The following is a 14,883-nucleotide window of genomic DNA, read 5'->3' as shown; positions in this document are numbered from 1 at the left end:
GATGTTATGTATTTTATTGTAAAGAGTGGGACTATGAGAATAAGCCTGTACCTACGCATTAAAAATTCCATTTGGTTATATGTCCTGCGAATGAGTTATAAGCAATGCGCATTAAATAGCAGAAAAAGCTCGAACTGAGGCGCTTGACCGCCCCCATCCTGTTTCGCCAGGCTACGCTTGATAGTCACAGACTGAAAACATAAGCAGAGGACAGCGGCATGATTAAGCAGGGTTTATTGGGGATGATCGCATTAGCGATGAGTGTGGGCGCTGCAAATGCGGCCGATCCGGTTAAGGTCGGTTCAAAGATAGATACGGAAGGCTCGCTGTTAGGCAACATTATTCTGCAGGTGCTGGATAAACATGGGGTGAAAACCGTTAACAAGATCCAGCTCGGCACCACGCAGGTCGTGCGCGGAGCCATCACCGCAGGTGAACTGGATATCTACCCGGAATACACCGGCAACGGCGCTTTCTTCTTCAGTGATGAGAAAGATGCTGCCTGGAAAAATGCGCAGCAGGGCTATGAGAAGGTGAAAAAGCTCGATGCGGATAAAAATCATCTGGTGTGGTTAACCCCTGCGCCCGCCAACAATACCTGGACCATCGCGGTGCGCGGCGATGTGGCACAGAAAAATAGTCTCAACTCCCTCGACGATCTCAGCGCCTACCTGAAAAAAGGCGGCACCTTTAAACTGGCGGCGTCGGCGGAATTTATCGAACGCAGCGATGCGCTACCCGCTTTTGAAAAAGCCTACAACTTCAAGCTGGATCAGTCACAGCTACTGTCGCTGGCGGGCGGTGATACGGCGGTAACCATCAAAGCGGCGGCACAGCAAACCTCTGGCGTCAACGCAGCCATGGCCTATGGCACCGATGGCCCGGTGGCGGCGCTCGGTTTGCAAACGCTGACCGATCCCAAAGGCGTGCAGCCAATTTATGCCCCTGCGCCAGTGATTCGGGAAAGCGTGCTGAAACAGTATCCGGAGATCGGTAACTGGTTGCAGCCGGTGTTCAGTAAGCTGGATGAGAAAACCCTGCAACAACTCAATGCACAGATTGCGGTTGATGGTCAGGATGCCAGCCAGGTGGCGAAACAGTGGCTACAGCAGAATAAGTTGCTGTAAGCGGTGCCGTTACTGTTATCAAGACCGCGCCAGCAGCCGGTGCTGCTGGTGTTAACGCTGCTGATCACGCTGGCTCTGGCTACCTTGCCGTTACTCAGTTTCGCCGCCAACCGCCTGGTGTCCGGCCAGCCGCTAATGCTGTGGCAGGTCACGCAATCCTGGCTGTTGCTGCTGCCGTTACTGTGGCTATGGCAAGGGTTGTGGTGGAAGCCACGGCGTCGCAATCTGGTGATGGCATTGCTGGACGCTGAGATTCTGTTTGCGCTGCTGATCTTTATTGGCGGGCAGACGGCGGCGCAGCTGGCTAACAGCGGCAGCCCGCTGGCACGCACGGCCTTTGGCAGCGGTTTATGGTGTGCGGCGGCGCTGGCTTTATTGCTGGCCGCTGAGGCTATCCGCCAGCTCACGGCCAGCACGCCGTGGCGAATTCTGCTGAATCTGCAAATCTGGATTGTTCCGCTGCTGTTATTGCTCAGCGGTCACCTCGACCATCTCTCCCTGATGAAAGAGTATGCCAACCGTACGGCGGTGTTTGATGCGGCCTTTAGCCAGCATCTGCTGTTGCTGGGCGGCACATTACTCCCCACGTTGTTGATAGGTTTACCGCTGGGATTAGCGATTGCCCGACGACCGCGCTGGCAAAGTGCCGCTTTCAGCGTACTCAACCTGATCCAGACTGTGCCTTCCGTGGCGCTGTTTGGCCTGCTGATTGCGCCGCTGGCGGGGCTGGTGGCTCACTTCCCGGTGCTGGCGAGTTGGGGCATCAGCGGCATTGGTCTGGCGCCCGCGCTAATCGCACTGGTGTTGTATGCGCTGCTGCCGCTAGTGCGCAGCGTGGTGGCCGGATTGCAGCAGGTGCCGCAGGAGGTGCGCGAAACCGCACGCGGTATGGGCATGAGTGCACTGCAACAGTTCTGGCACGCCGAACTCCCGCTGGCGCTGCCGGTGTGGCTTTCGGGCTTGCGTGTGGTGGTGGTGCAAACCATTGGACTGGCGGTGGTCGCGGCGCTGATTGGTGCCGGTGGCTTTGGCGCCATTGTATTTCAGGGATTACTCAGCAGCGCACTGGATTTGGTGTTGCTGGGCGTGATTCCGGTGGTGGCGCTGGCGGTGGTGTTTGATGCCGCATTGCGTTTACTGTCGGCACTGCTGGAGAGAACCGATGATTGAGTTTCACCAGGTAAGCAAAATGTTTGCGGGCAAAGCAGCGGTGCGCGATCTCACTTTGCATATTGAGAAGGGCAGTTTCACCGTGCTGATCGGCACCTCCGGCTCGGGCAAATCCACCACGCTGAAAATGATCAACCGGCTGGTGGAGCATGACAGCGGCGAAATCCGCTTTGCCGGTGAACCGATTGAACGCATGGATGCACGTGCGCTGCGGCGGCGTATTGGCTATGCCATCCAGTCGATTGGCCTGTTCCCGCATTGGAACGTGGCAAAGAATATCGCTACCGTGCCGTCACTGCTCGGCTGGCCGCAGGCAAAAATTCAACAGCGCGTAGAGGAACTGCTGGCGCTGCTCAATCTGGATACGCATCTGGCGACGCGTTTTCCCCATCAACTTTCCGGCGGACAACAGCAGCGGGTTGGCGTGGCGCGCGCGCTGGCCGCCGATCCCGAATTGTTGCTGATGGATGAGCCCTTTGGCGCGCTCGATCCGGTGAACCGTCAGGCGCTGCAACAGGAGATGCTGCGTATTCAGAAGCTGTCAGGACGCACGGTGGTGCTAGTGACGCACGACATCGACGAAGCGCTGACGCTGGCGGATCAACTGGTGTTGATGGACGGCGGTGAAATCGTGCAGCAAGGCAAGCCGATTGAGTTGCTGACGCAGCCTGCCACGGATTTCGCCCGCGAATTCTTTGGCCGCAGCGAGCTTGGCGTGCGACTGCTGGCATTGGGACGTGCTGGCAGCGCCGCGCGGCGCGGCGAGTGGCTGGACGGTGAGCCAATAGCCGCGCACCTGACGCTGCGCGAGGCGCTGTCACAGTTTATCGCTCGGCGCACCGACAAACTGCCGGTGATCGATCAACATCAACAGCCGTTGGGTGTCCTGCACTTCAGCGATCTGCTGCGCCAGCGGGAGGGGATCTGATGCGTGTCTGGCGCGATCCACTGTACTGGCTGCTGGCGGTGTTTCTGCTGCTGCTGTGGGGGTTGCCGCATAGTGCACCGCTGTTTGCCCACTGGTTCCCGCAGCTGGAACGTCCGTTGTATCAGCAAGAGAGCTTCTGGCGGCTGGCCCTCGCACATCTGTCATTGGTGATCAGCGGCAGCGCACTGGCGATTTTTTTTGGCGTAGGCAGTGGTGTTTTTGCGACGCGACGCGCCGGGCGGGCGTTCAGGCCGTTACTGGAGACGCTGGCGGCAGCGGGGCAGACCTTTCCTCCGGTAGCGGTGCTGGCGATAGCCGTGCCGGTGATGGGCTTTGGCGCGACACCGGCCATCATGGCGCTGTTTCTTTACGGATTGTTGCCTATTTTGCAGGGAACGCTGGCAGGTTTAGACAGCGTGCCGGACAGCAACCGGGAAATTGCCGTGGGGCTGGGCATGGGGCCATGGCGGCGCTTGTGGCAGATTGAGCTGGCGCTAGCCGCACCGGTGATCATGGCAGGCGTGCGTACCTCGGTGATGATCAGCATCGGCACCGCGACCATCGCGTCGACAGTGGGCGCAGAAAGCCTGGGCTCGCCGGTGATTATCGGACTGAGCGGCTTTAACACCGCTTATGTGATTCAGGGGGCGCTGCTGGTCGCGCTGCTGGCACTGATTTGCGACCGCGTGTTAGAACGCGTGCAACGTCAACTCAGTGGCTGGGAAGGATAAGGCTGTAGCCCACCAGCATCATGCCACCCATGCCACCAATGGCCATCACGGCAAACAGGGAGCCAATGAGAATTTTATTCCAGTTCATAAGAGAAACCTGAGAAGAGTCATGGAGTGCGGCATGATAACGCGCACACCCGGCGAGGCAAAGGCCGTGTGTGCGATTTTTTGTCAGGCGGGATCGTGAATATGAGTGGCAAACCCTTGTGCCTGCCAGTGTTCAAACTGCTCCAGTTGCCGACGCGTCGGTTTTTTACCGGTCCAGATAAACAGATTCTGACCAGGGAACAGCTCAGGACGCGGCATATCCAGCGGCTCGGCTAAGACATCCATACGCCAGCCCTGCTGCGACAAGCGCCAGGCTTCAAGCCACAGGCGGGTGCGATCTTCCACGCCCCAGCCAATCATCAAAGCATCCTTACCGGTTTTTTTACGGCCGCCCGCGAGACAAAACGCCACGTAATCAATCAGCGCGCCATCTAACAGGCTACACATGGTACGGGCGGTGTGTTGATCCAATCCCAGGCGCTGACGCACGGGCACAAACACGTGATCGATTAACGCATCTACCGGATGTTCGCGGCCTATGGTGGCAATTTTGGTGCGCAATTTAGCCGGACGAACGTGACGCAGCACGCTCATCAGCTCTTCCTGCAGCGCGGTCCAGCCATCGTGCACATTAACGGTTTGGCCTTCCAGCAAGGCTTTCACCTTGCCAACAGGCACACCGCTTTCTATCCAGCGCTTGATCTCCTCAATGCGCTGAACATCTTCATCATCAAACTGGCGATGACCGCCTTCTGTACGCTGGGGTTTTAGTAAACCGTAACGGCGCTGCCAGGCGCGTAGCGTTACCGGGTTGATTCCACAGCGTTCGGCAACATCGCCGATACTGTATAAGGCCATGGCGTCCTCGAAAATTCTGACCTGCATTACAACACCTTAACCGCCTCGTTTGGGTTGTACAACTCTTTTATATTTGTACAACTTGACGTTTTAAGCAAATTGAGGCTTTATTTCATATGTGAGAATTATTTCCCAAATATGAGAGGTGGACATGTCTGTACCGGATACCGAAGATCGACTGGCCGCACGATTAGCCGAATTGCGTGTGCAACGTGGCTGGTCACTGGACGAACTGGCGATGGCTACCGGCATCAGCCGGGCTTCATTGTCGCGCATTGAACGGGCGGAGACCAGCCCCACAGCCGCTTTGCTTAACCGACTATGTGTCGCCTACGGCTTGACCATGTCGCGCCTGTTGAGTGAAGTGGAAGATGAGGCCGCGCTGCTGCTGAAAGCGAGCGATCAGAGCGTTTGGCGCGACGATGCCAGCGGTTATCTGCGTCGCAGTGTCTCGCCGCCCGCCAGCCATTTCAAGGCCGAACTGGTTGAGAGCGTGTTGCAACCCGGTGCGCGTATCGATTATGACGCACCGCCGGTACAGGGGCTGGAGCAGCATATCTGGCTGCAATCTGGCGAGCTGACGTTCACCATGGACGATCAACGCTGGACATTGCAGGCGGGGGATTGCCTGCGTTTTCATCTCACCGGCAAATCATCATTCCAGGCGCATCCTGAAGGCGGCGCGCGTTACATTCTGGTGGTGTGCAAACCATGATTGAAATTGAACAGTTAAGTGCCACTCAGGCACAGCCCCTGCTAGCCGCGTTGACCGAGGTGCTGCAGGGGTGCGTGGCTGACGGGGCCAGCGTCGGTTTTATTGATGCCGACGACCGCGCAGCGATGGAACGCTTCTGGCAGGATAAAATCTACAGCCTGGCAAGCGGCGATAATCAGCTGCTGGTGGCGCGGCAGCAGGGTGTGATTGTTGCGACGGTAATGGTCGGGTTTAGCGCCATGCCGAATGGGCGTCATCGCGCGGAGATCAGTAAATTGCTGGTACATCCCGCTGCTCGTCGCCAGGGAATTGCAACTCGTCTGATGCAGCAGGCTGAGCAATTAGCGGTTGAGCAGGGCAAAACGCTGCTGGTGTTGGATACGCGCAGCGGCGATGTGGCTACGCAGCTTTACTTATCGATGGACTGGCAAATTGCGGGTTCCATTCCGTTGTACGCCGAATCGACGGAAGGGGCGTTAAATGCCACCACGGTGATGTATAAAGTGGTGGTGTGATCGCACCAACTTAGTGCGCCTCTTCGGCCTCGGCCAGGCCCAGTGATTGCATGAACAGCCGGATAATCGGATTAATTTTCCGGCCTTTTTTCATCATCAGGCAGAACGGATTTTCCCGACGTACCGATTCATCACCCAATTCACACAGCTGCCCCCGCGCAATAAAGGGCGCGGCATAGTGCTCGGGTAAATAACCAATAAAGTGCCCGGTTAAAATCAGCATGGCGACGGATTCCACTTGCACCGCCTGCGCACCGCTGTCCTGTAATGGAATGAGGCGGCGGTCATCGCGCGGCGTCACATATAAATGATTAATGATTTTCTGCTCACGTAATATTTCCACCGATATATTCTTATCACAAGATCCAGAATATAAAGGATGTGACATTGAGCAATATAATTTCGAATATTCTTTATAAAGCGGGAAGTAATCAAAATCACTTTTCATTTCATAAACCGGCGCAATACCACAATGAAAACGGCCTTCACTCATCCCGCGTTCAATATCATCTAATTGCGCAGTCTGTAAGCGAATCTGCACCTTTGGTGCTTTCTGGTGCAACTGTTGCACCGCCGCGGTGACCGGGGAGTGCGGATCAGAAATGGTGTTATCCACCACGCAAATCGCGATGTCACCCAGCAACTCATTGCGGCTGTTATGCAGACGTTCGCGGAACAGATTCAGGGAGACGAACAGCTCCAGTGTGGCCTGATAGACATTAATGCCGTACTGCGTCAGTTCAAAGCCTTCGCGCCCACGGCTGCATAACGTCATGCCGAGACGAATCTCCAGATCGGAAACCTGCTTACTGATGGCGGCTAAACCAATATTCAGTTCGTTGCTGGCAGCGGTTAATCCCCCGGCTTCCACCACGCATTTAAATACGCGAAGCAATTTTAAATCGATATTACTCAGTGCCAGAACCGCATTATCGCCGCGATTATTTGCATTGTTTCCAGACTGGGAAACTTTACTTTCCATCTTTGCTATTCAACTCCGGAATAATTGCGGTGAAAGTACAGTGAACCTGAAATATGACGTATTTACCAGTGTGAGTGTGAAATAAGTTTTTATTATCACCTCTGGTTCATTCATATCTTTTTCATATCGCTGACGAGTATCTGCAAGGGGAAATAGCATGTCTGATAATGCCGAACTGTTATGGGGTGCGCGCTTTAAAGCGGCACCGGCGGCCAGTTTAACCGCGCTGTCGCGCAGCCCGGATTATTACTTTGCCCTGGCACCTTACGATTTAGCAGGCTGCCGGGCACATGCCCGTGAGCTGGCTCGCGGCGATCTGCTGAGCAGCGAAGAACTCCATACCATGCTGGCGGCGATTGATGCGCTGGATGCCGATTATCGTGCGGGTAATCTGCATCCGATTGCGGCTGACGAAGATGTTCATACCTTTATTGAACGCGCACTGACCGAGCGCTTAGGACCATTGGGCGGAAAACTGCGCGCCGGCCGTTCGCGTAACGATCAGACCGTCAACGATTTGCGCCTCTACTTGCGTGACAACGGCCGCAAAGTCGTGAGTGCTTTACTGGCTCTGCAGCAATCTCTGGTCGAGCAAGCCGCACAGCACACCGAAAGCGTGGCGCCAGGCTTTACCCATTTACAGCAGGCACAGCCGATTGTGTTCGGTCATCAACTGCTGGCTCATGCGCAATCTTTTGCCCGCGACATTGAGCGCATGCAGGACTGGGATCGCCGCAGCGCGCGCTGCCCACTCGGTGCCGCAGCGATGGCCGGATCGGCGATTGCGCGCCAGCCGGAAAAAGCCGCTGAAGACCTGGCTTACCTCGCACCGTGCGAAAACTCGATTGATGCGGTGGCCAGCCGCGATTACGCCGCTGAATTCCTGTTCGTCACCAGCATGATCGGTATCAACCTTTCGCGCCTGTGCGAGGAGGTGTGCATGTGGGCTTCGCGCCAGTTCCGTTGGGTGGAGCTGCATGACAGCTATGCCACCGGCAGCTCAATCATGCCGCAGAAGAAAAACCCGGACATTGCCGAACTGACACGTGGTCGTTCTGGTCGTCTGGTCGGCAACCTGATGGCACTGCTCACCACCATGAAAGCCATGCCGCTCTCCTACAACCGCGACCTGAGCGATGACAAACGCAACGTGATTGATGCCGTGGACACGCTGCTGCTGGTGCTGCCTGCCATGGCCGGCATGATGTCGACGCTGAAATTCAACACCGACGTCATGCGCGAACAGGCACCGGACGGTTTCACTCTGGCCACCGAAGTGGCCGACTGGCTGGCGATGCGCGGCGTGCCGTTCCGTGAAGCCCATGAAATCACCGGCCAGCTGGTGCAACTGTGTGAACGCGAAAATTGCGGCCTGTCCGACCTGAGCGATGCGCAGTTGCAAGCTGTCGATGCACGCTTAACGCCAGAAGTGCGCAGTGCCCTGACGCTGGAAGCGGCACTGGCGGCACGTAGCGGCTATGGCGGCACCGCACCGGCCCGCGTGCGCGAACAGCTCGCGCGTTTGCAAATCCTGATGCAGGACCAGCAGCGCTGGACTGAAGATTACGCTGGCCCGCGCGCCTGAGGAGACGTCTATGTCCCAATCCACCCCGGTTGAACCCAGCTTGAAAAATAGCCGCGAGCAGATGCATTACGATCTGGATCGCTATCAGGTGGTGCCACGCCGCTATTACGGCCGCATCACGGCTTCAGCGGTGATCCTGGTGCTGCTGGCATTGCTGGTCAACGCCTTCGCCCACGGCAACATTGAATGGTCGTTTGTCGGCCAGTTCTTTACTGCCCAGGCAATCCTTAACGGCGTGGTGAACACGCTGATTATGTCGGTGCTGGCAATGGGACTCGGCATCCTGTTCGGCGTGATCACCGCGATTATGTATATGTCGCCCAATCCGGTGCTGCACTACATCGCCGTGGGTTACGCCTGGATCTTCCGTGGCACGCCGTTGATTCTGCAACTGCTGCTGTGGTTCAACCTCGCGCTGGTGTTTCCCACCATCAGTATTCCGGGCGTGTTCAGCGTGCAAACCGTCACCATCATGACGCCGTTCCTCGCGGCACTGCTGGGTCTGAGCATCAACCAGGGGGCTTATACCTCCGAAGTGGTGCGCGCCGGTTTGCTGTCCGTGGATACCGGACAGTACGAAGCGGCGAAGGCGATTGGCATGCCGCGTCTGCAAGCGCTGCAGCGCATCATTTTGCCGCAGGCGATGCGCGTGATTTTGCCGCCGGTGGGTAACGAATTCATCAGCATGATCAAAACCACCAGTCTGGCCAGCATGATTCAGTACTCCGAACTGCTCTACAACACGCAAACCATCTACTTCGCCAATGCGCGCGTGATGGAACTGCTGTTCGTGGCGGGCATCTGGTACCTGATCATCGTCACCGTGCTGTCGTTTGGTCAGAGTCGCCTTGAGCGCTTCTTCTCACGCGGCCACCGCCAGCGTCAGTAATTGGGAGAGAGAGATGAGAAACATCGTGCGCGCCGTCAAGGTGAACAAATATTTCGACCAGTTCCATGCGCTCAAGGATGTCAGCCTCGAAGTGAATTACGGCGAGGTGATGTGCATTCTCGGGCCATCCGGCTCCGGTAAAAGTACCTTCCTGCGCTGCATTAATCAGCTGGAGAAGGTCGATCAGGGTGGCATTTGGGTCGACAACGAATTAGCGGGCTATCGCATTGCGGGCAACAAACTGCATGCGCTGAGCGATAAGCAGATTGCTCGCCAGCGTCTGCAAACTGGCATGGTTTTCCAGCGCTTTAACTTGTTCCCGCACAAAACCGCGCTGGAGAACATTATCGAAGGGCCGTGCCGCGTCCTGCTGCGTCCAAAACGCGAAGCCAGTGAAGAGGCGATGGCGCTGCTGGATCGCGTCGGTCTGGCGCACAAAGCGCACGACTATCCGCAGTCACTGTCTGGCGGGCAGCAGCAGCGTGTGGCGATTGCCCGTGCGCTGGCGATGAAACCGAAACTGATGCTGTTTGACGAACCCACTTCGGCGCTGGATCCGGAGATGGTCGGCGAAGTGCTGGCGGTGATGCGCCAGTTAGCAAAAGAGGGCACCACTATGCTGGTGGTCACTCACGAGATGGGCTTTGCCCGTGAAGTGGCGAACCAGGTGGTGTTTATGGACGAGGGACGCATTATCGAGCAGGGCGCACCAGAAGACATTCTGCTGAACCCGCAAAACCCACGGATGAAAAACTTTATTAACGCGATTCTTCTTTAACGTGACCGGGGTGAAAAACATGAAAAAACTGTTATTGAGTGCCATCAGTGCCGCGCTGTTACTGCAATCTTCTGCCTGGGCGGATATCGCCGTGCCAGCCGCCATCAAAGAGAAAGGCCTGACTGTGGCAATCATGCCGAACTATCCGCCAATGGATTTTAAAGATCCGGCCACCAACCAACTCACCGGCGTGGATTACGATCTCGGTCAGGCGATCGGTGAGAAACTGGGCGTGAAGATCAACTGGCAGGAGATCGCCTTTGAGCAGATGGTGAACGCGGTGGTGACCAAGCGTGTTGATTTGGTGATGTCCGGCATGACCGACACCAAAGAGCGCCAGAAGGTGGTTAACTTTATCGATTACTTTAAAACCGGTCCGCAGTTCTACACTCAGGCAGCGCGCAGCGACATCAATAGCGCCATGGATCTGTGTGGTAAGAAGGTTGGCACCAGCCGTCGTACCACTTTCCCGGTAGAGATTGCCAACTGGTCTAAAGCGCACTGCGAAGCCGCCGGTAAGCCAGCCATCATCGTCGTCGGCGCCGAAGGTACGGCGGATGCACGCACCCAGCTGCGTCAGAACCGTCTGGATGGTGTGGTGCAGGGGAGTGAAACGCTGCCGTACATCATGGATCTTGAAAAAGGTAAATATAAGCCGCTCGATAAAGCCTTCTCCTTCCAGTACACCGGCATGGCGATTGGTAAAGATGCCAGCGAGCTGACCACTGCGGTACAAGCGGCGATTGACGCGATGATTGCTGATGGCAGCTACCAGAAGATCCTCGCGAAATGGGGTCTGGCTGACAATGGCGTGACTCAGGCGACCGTGAACCAGGGCTAAAGGAGCGTAGCGATGCAACAACCGGGCGCAGTGCGCTGGCCGCAGGGGAAACGCGGCTGTATGGCGCTGGCGTTTGACCTTGATGGTCCCACCGGCGATGCCATGTTGAATGGCAGCCTGTGGTCAACGCCAGAATATTTCACCTTTGGTGCGTATGGGCCGTACCGTGCGCTCGGGCGATTGCTCGACCTGCTGCGCGCTTTCCAGATTCCCGCCACGTTTTTTGTACCAGCGTGGGTCGTGGAGCAGTGGCCGCAGCAGTGTCAGGCGATTATCGAACAAGGCCACGAAGTGGCCTATCACGGCTATCGTCACGAATCTTTCTGGGCGATTTCGCCGGATGAACAGCGTGCCGTGATGGCGAAATCCGCTGAAATCTTTAAACAGCATTTGGGCATCACCGCCTGCGGTTTCCGCACGCCGTCAGGTGACTGGCATGCCGAAACGCCACAAATTCTGCGTGATGCTGGGGTGATTTATTCCAGCAGCATGCGCGGCGACGATCGTCCTTACAGCATCCCGGTGGCGGGTCACACGCCGCTGGTCGAGATCCCCGGTAAGTGGGAGATGGATGATTACGCCTCGCTGGCCTATACGCGCCAGCCTGACTTCCCGAAAGGCGGCGATCGTATTGCCAGCTATGCGCATACCCGTGATAACTGGCAGCGCGAATTCGACGGCGCAATGGATGAAGGCCTGTGCCTGACCACGCTGTTCCACCCGAAAATTTCCGGTCAGCCGGGCCGCATCCTGCTGCTGGAGCAGCTGTTTGAACATATGACGGCGCGTGATGACGTGTGGTTTGCGCGCTGTGATGCGGTGGCGCAGTGGTATCTGCAGGAGCAACAGCATGACTGAATCTTCCCACTGGCCGCTGGGCTTCCAGTCCGCCGCCATCCTGACCATCGATTTCAATGATATCCACGGTATTTTGACCCAGGCACCTGCCGTCGCCGGACGCGATAAAACCCTGTCGGTATGGCGTTATGGCACCCTGCGCGGTGTGGATCGCTTGCTGGCGTTACTGGCAGAAAAACAGCTGCAAGCCAGCTGGTGTTTACCGGCAATTGTGGCGACAGAGCAACCGGAGCTGATTAAACGCATCGTGGCCGATGGGCATGAAATTGCCTGTAGCGGCGAGCGCCATGAAGACTTCTCGGCGTTGTCGCTGGAGCAGCAGCTCGCCAGCGTGACGCGCGGCTGCTACCAGCTGGCACAGTTTACTGGCAAACCGATTCAGGGTTTCCGCACCCCAGCAGGACAGTGGAAACCGGGCCTGGCGGAAGCGCTGGTGGAGCAGGGTATTCGCTGGTCATCAAGCTGGCGCGGCGACGATCTGCCCTACTTCCATCCCGGCACGCGGCTGGTGGAACTGCCGATGCACTACACCCTGGAAGATGAACCCTATTTTGCCTTTAACCTGAGCCCGGCCATCCCACCGGGGCAGTCGCGGATTGCACCTTATGCCGAAACGCTGGCGAACATGACACAAGACTTCCACGGCTTCCACCGCTTTGGCCTGTGTTATCTGCTGCGCCTGCATCCGGAAATTATCGGCACTGCCGGGCGCATCGGCTTGCTGCGTGAACTGATCGAGACGCTGCAACAGCACAATGTGTGGATCGCCACGGCGGAGCAGGTGGCGGCGCATTGGCAAACGCAGCCGGACAATGATTTTTCCCATCCGGCAGAAGTGTTTACCCGCATCACGGGAGGGGCGCATGGCCTCGACGCTTGAACAACTGGCGGCATTTATCGCCGACACCCGTTTTGAACAGCTGCCTGACGCGCTGGTCGAACAGGCGAAGCGCCATCTGCTTGATACGCTCGGGGCGTCACTGGCGGGCAGCGACAGTCCTATCTGGCGCGAATGTTTGTCATTGGCGTTCGCAGAAGGTGGGCATCAGCAGGCACAAGTGTGGGGAAGTGCAAAGCAGGTGAGTCCACGCCAGGCGGCATGGCTCAACGGCGTGGCCGCACATATGTATGAGTTGGATGATACCGGCGGCTGCGATCACTCTGGCGCGGTGGTTATTCCCGCCATTCTGGCGGCACTGCCTTTGGCGACGCAGCCGGTTGACGGTCAGGCGCTGCTGGTGGCCATGGTGATCGGTTATGACGTCGGACGCCGGGTGCTGGAAGCTTGCGGCGGCTACTCTGCGCATAACGGCGCAGGCTGGCACTCCACCGCCAGCTGTGGCGTGTTTGGTGCCGCAGCGGCGGTGTGTTCACTGCTGCTGCTGGATCGCGATCAGTGCGCGTCGGCCATGGGCATTGCCGCCAGCTTTAGCGGTGGGCTGTGGGGCTTTATTCACGACGGCTCGCACACCAAAAAGCTGCATGCCGCACGTGCAGCTGAAGGTGGCGTGCAGGCGGCCTTGTTGGCGCAGCGCGGTATCAACGGACCCTCGGCGGTATTTGAAGCGAAGTGGGGTGGATTCCTGCAAACCCTGGCCGCTGAAACACAGCAACCCGCTGCATTAACCGCCGACCTTGGTGTGGTGTGGAAGCTGGCGCGCTGCTCGATCAAGCCGTATGCCGCTTGTCGTGGGACGCATTCGGCGATTGATGCGCTGGGGTTACTGCTAAAAGAACACCCGGTGCGTGTCGAGCAGATTGAACGTATCGTGGTAGGGCTGAATCCGTTCCTGCTGGAGATGTGTGGCGGACGTGAGTTGCAGAGCCTGGCAAGTGCGCAAATGAGCCTGCCGTATGCACTGGCGGCGCGTGCGCTGTACGGTTCCGCCGAGCTGGCCAGCTACGATGATGCCAAACGTCTGCATCCAAATGTGGAAGCCTTTATGGCGAGGATTGAGCTGGTGATTGATGAGCAGCAGGGGCGTGACGACGAGCCGTGGGTGCGGATTGAAACCCAGCAGAGCGAGCAGTGGCAGCAGCATGTGCCGGTACCGTCTGGTGCGCCCGCGAATCCGCTGAGCTTTGAAGCGCTGCTGGCTAAATACCGTAGCTTAGCGGGGCGTGTGTTGCCCGTTGACCAGGTTGAACAGCTGGAAGCGATTTGCATGGAGCTGGATGACGTCGCGGATGTGCAGGAAGTGGTGACGCTGCTGGCTCGTGCATAGGGTGTAGGTGTAAAAATTTGCACCTAACCTGTCGCAGTGCCTTGGGTATGCAGGTTAATTTTTATCTCCGCAATTTTATTTTCAGGCGCTGCTGTTACTAATAGGCGGTGACGCAGGCCGGGGGCGCTTTGGCGCTGGCGTCCTCGCGCCGCTGACGCGGTACCCTCACTTCGTTCGTCTGCCTGACGGAACGGCGGGGGATGGCACATCCCTGTGCCGCCCCGCCTTTCGCCCGCGTCCTGCGGGCTATCCTGGCAGACTCACTCTGCTCGGCGCTGTGGATTGCCTGCGCCAAAGCGCCCCCAGCCTGCTCATTAACCATCGTGCTTACTGTTAACGGCAGCCTGGTTTAGTCCATAGCGGGCATGTTGAACCAGATCTTACAGCCGGCTGATGAGCTTAAGTGAATGCTGTCGAAAAGGGCACAATATTTGAGGCCAGAGCACCTCTGATGCTGCAAGGGCTATCCGCAGCGCTGAGGCTTTTACGTTGGGCCAGGAGATCCACGCAGGGATGCGTGGATCAGTTCGGGGCCGACCAGGGATGGTCGATCCCCGAACGTTCCGTAGGCACGACGTGGAAGCCGAGGGCACCGCGTCAGCGGCGCGAGGACTGCCCGGCAGCAGCAGAGGT

General features: G+C 57.5%; 15 protein-coding genes. 13 read left to right on the top strand and 2 right to left on the bottom strand.

Annotation, left to right across the window (positions count from 1 at the left end):
• Positions 1-218 precede the first annotated feature (218 nt).
• Genes FD737_RS01760 through FD737_RS01745 form a run of 4 tightly spaced genes read left to right on the top strand, consistent with a single transcriptional unit; the run spans position 219 to position 3,956 of the window.
• Complete coding sequence (locus FD737_RS01760; RefSeq protein ID WP_097117333.1) at positions 219-1,127, top strand: ABC transporter substrate-binding protein; 909 nt, start codon at positions 219-221, stop codon at positions 1,125-1,127.
• A gap of 3 nt (positions 1,128-1,130) precedes the next feature.
• Positions 1,131-2,297, top strand: a complete 1,167-nt coding sequence (locus FD737_RS01755; protein ID WP_160832556.1) for an ABC transporter permease — start codon at positions 1,131-1,133, stop codon at positions 2,295-2,297.
• Positions 2,290-3,225 (top strand): ABC transporter ATP-binding protein, encoded by a 936-nt coding sequence (locus FD737_RS01750; RefSeq protein WP_160832555.1) that lies wholly within the window; start codon positions 2,290-2,292, stop codon positions 3,223-3,225. The genes FD737_RS01755 and FD737_RS01750 overlap by 8 nt, the downstream gene beginning before the upstream one ends.
• Positions 3,225-3,956, top strand: coding sequence for an ABC transporter permease (locus tag FD737_RS01745; protein ID WP_160832554.1), 732 nt, complete (start codon positions 3,225-3,227; stop codon positions 3,954-3,956). The genes FD737_RS01750 and FD737_RS01745 overlap by 1 nt, the downstream gene beginning before the upstream one ends.
• A gap of 171 nt (positions 3,957-4,127) precedes the next feature.
• On the opposite strand, the gene FD737_RS01740 is transcribed toward FD737_RS01745, so the two are convergent.
• Positions 4,128-4,862, bottom strand: a complete 735-nt coding sequence (locus FD737_RS01740) for a MerR family transcriptional regulator (protein ID WP_160832684.1) — start codon at positions 4,860-4,862, stop codon at positions 4,128-4,130.
• 151 nt (positions 4,863-5,013) lie between these two features.
• Between FD737_RS01740 and FD737_RS01735 the strand changes: the two genes are divergently transcribed.
• Both FD737_RS01735 and FD737_RS01730 read left to right on the top strand, forming a co-directional pair.
• Positions 5,014-5,577 (top strand): helix-turn-helix domain-containing protein, encoded by a 564-nt coding sequence (locus FD737_RS01735; protein WP_160832553.1) that lies wholly within the window; start codon positions 5,014-5,016, stop codon positions 5,575-5,577.
• Positions 5,574-6,092 carry a GNAT family N-acetyltransferase gene (locus FD737_RS01730; RefSeq protein ID WP_160832552.1) on the top strand — a complete coding sequence of 173 codons (519 nt, stop codon included), beginning with the start codon at positions 5,574-5,576 and terminating at the stop codon, positions 6,090-6,092. Before FD737_RS01735 ends, FD737_RS01730 begins: the two co-directional genes overlap by 4 nt.
• A 10-nt stretch (positions 6,093-6,102) precedes the next feature.
• Here FD737_RS01730 and FD737_RS01725 read toward each other — a convergent pair whose 3' ends face one another.
• On the bottom strand, positions 6,103-7,074 hold the full coding sequence (locus tag FD737_RS01725) for a LysR family transcriptional regulator (RefSeq protein WP_038648010.1): 972 nt from the start codon (positions 7,072-7,074) through the stop codon (positions 6,103-6,105).
• 157 nt (positions 7,075-7,231) lie between these two features.
• Here FD737_RS01725 and argH point away from each other — a divergent pair, with 157 nt between their 5' ends.
• From argH to FD737_RS01690, 7 genes are read left to right on the top strand one after another with little or no spacing between them, the layout of a single operon-like run.
• A complete protein-coding gene (gene argH / locus FD737_RS01720; RefSeq protein WP_160832551.1) occupies positions 7,232-8,659 on the top strand; it encodes an argininosuccinate lyase in 1,428 nt (475 codons plus the stop codon).
• Between the two features lie 10 nt (positions 8,660-8,669).
• The gene (locus FD737_RS01715) at positions 8,670-9,548 is read left to right on the top strand and encodes an amino acid ABC transporter permease (protein WP_160832550.1); all 879 of its coding nucleotides are present in this window, start codon (positions 8,670-8,672) and stop codon (positions 9,546-9,548) included.
• A 13-nt stretch (positions 9,549-9,561) separates the two neighbouring features.
• Positions 9,562-10,326: an amino acid ABC transporter ATP-binding protein gene (locus FD737_RS01710; protein ID WP_034820986.1), complete on the top strand. Its 765-nt coding sequence runs from the start codon at positions 9,562-9,564 to the stop codon at positions 10,324-10,326.
• Between the two features lie 19 nt (positions 10,327-10,345).
• Positions 10,346-11,167, top strand: coding sequence for an ABC transporter substrate-binding protein (locus tag FD737_RS01705; RefSeq protein WP_160832549.1), 822 nt, complete (start codon positions 10,346-10,348; stop codon positions 11,165-11,167).
• A 12-nt stretch (positions 11,168-11,179) separates the two neighbouring features.
• Positions 11,180-12,025, top strand: a complete 846-nt coding sequence (locus tag FD737_RS01700; RefSeq protein ID WP_034820981.1) for a polysaccharide deacetylase — start codon at positions 11,180-11,182, stop codon at positions 12,023-12,025.
• On the top strand, positions 12,018-12,905 hold the full coding sequence (locus tag FD737_RS01695; RefSeq protein ID WP_160832548.1) for a polysaccharide deacetylase: 888 nt from the start codon (positions 12,018-12,020) through the stop codon (positions 12,903-12,905). The genes FD737_RS01700 and FD737_RS01695 overlap by 8 nt, the downstream gene beginning before the upstream one ends.
• Positions 12,889-14,250, top strand: a complete 1,362-nt coding sequence (locus FD737_RS01690; RefSeq protein ID WP_160832547.1) for an MmgE/PrpD family protein — start codon at positions 12,889-12,891, stop codon at positions 14,248-14,250. The genes FD737_RS01695 and FD737_RS01690 overlap by 17 nt, the downstream gene beginning before the upstream one ends.
• The last annotated feature ends 633 nt before the right edge of the window (positions 14,251-14,883 follow it).

The organism is Pantoea sp. Seng (assembly GCF_009829935.1).
Classification (GTDB): Bacteria; Pseudomonadota; Gammaproteobacteria; order Enterobacterales; family Enterobacteriaceae; genus Pantoea; species Pantoea communis.
The sequence above is the reverse complement of the archived record's forward strand: the minus strand, read 5'-3'. Positions and strand labels throughout refer to the sequence as shown.

What these genes read in the sequence shown, in the direction of transcription:
- FD737_RS01740 (WP_160832684.1), bottom strand. Translation starts at nt 4,862, where the DNA reads ATGGCCTTATACAGTATCGGCGATGTTGCCGAACGCTGTGGAATCAAC.
- FD737_RS01750 (WP_160832555.1), top strand. Translation starts at nt 2,290, where the DNA reads ATGATTGAGTTTCACCAGGTAAGCAAAATGTTTGCGGGCAAAGCAGCG.
- FD737_RS01760 (WP_097117333.1), top strand. Translation starts at nt 219, where the DNA reads ATGATTAAGCAGGGTTTATTGGGGATGATCGCATTAGCGATGAGTGTG.
- FD737_RS01725 (WP_038648010.1), bottom strand. Translation starts at nt 7,074, where the DNA reads ATGGAAAGTAAAGTTTCCCAGTCTGGAAACAATGCAAATAATCGCGGC.
- argH (WP_160832551.1), top strand. Translation starts at nt 7,232, where the DNA reads ATGTCTGATAATGCCGAACTGTTATGGGGTGCGCGCTTTAAAGCGGCA.
- FD737_RS01710 (WP_034820986.1), top strand. Translation starts at nt 9,562, where the DNA reads ATGAGAAACATCGTGCGCGCCGTCAAGGTGAACAAATATTTCGACCAG.
- FD737_RS01745 (WP_160832554.1), top strand. Translation starts at nt 3,225, where the DNA reads ATGCGTGTCTGGCGCGATCCACTGTACTGGCTGCTGGCGGTGTTTCTG.
- FD737_RS01715 (WP_160832550.1), top strand. Translation starts at nt 8,670, where the DNA reads ATGTCCCAATCCACCCCGGTTGAACCCAGCTTGAAAAATAGCCGCGAG.
- FD737_RS01730 (WP_160832552.1), top strand. Translation starts at nt 5,574, where the DNA reads ATGATTGAAATTGAACAGTTAAGTGCCACTCAGGCACAGCCCCTGCTA.
- FD737_RS01695 (WP_160832548.1), top strand. Translation starts at nt 12,018, where the DNA reads ATGACTGAATCTTCCCACTGGCCGCTGGGCTTCCAGTCCGCCGCCATC.
- FD737_RS01700 (WP_034820981.1), top strand. Translation starts at nt 11,180, where the DNA reads ATGCAACAACCGGGCGCAGTGCGCTGGCCGCAGGGGAAACGCGGCTGT.
- FD737_RS01705 (WP_160832549.1), top strand. Translation starts at nt 10,346, where the DNA reads ATGAAAAAACTGTTATTGAGTGCCATCAGTGCCGCGCTGTTACTGCAA.
- FD737_RS01690 (WP_160832547.1), top strand. Translation starts at nt 12,889, where the DNA reads ATGGCCTCGACGCTTGAACAACTGGCGGCATTTATCGCCGACACCCGT.
- FD737_RS01735 (WP_160832553.1), top strand. Translation starts at nt 5,014, where the DNA reads ATGTCTGTACCGGATACCGAAGATCGACTGGCCGCACGATTAGCCGAA.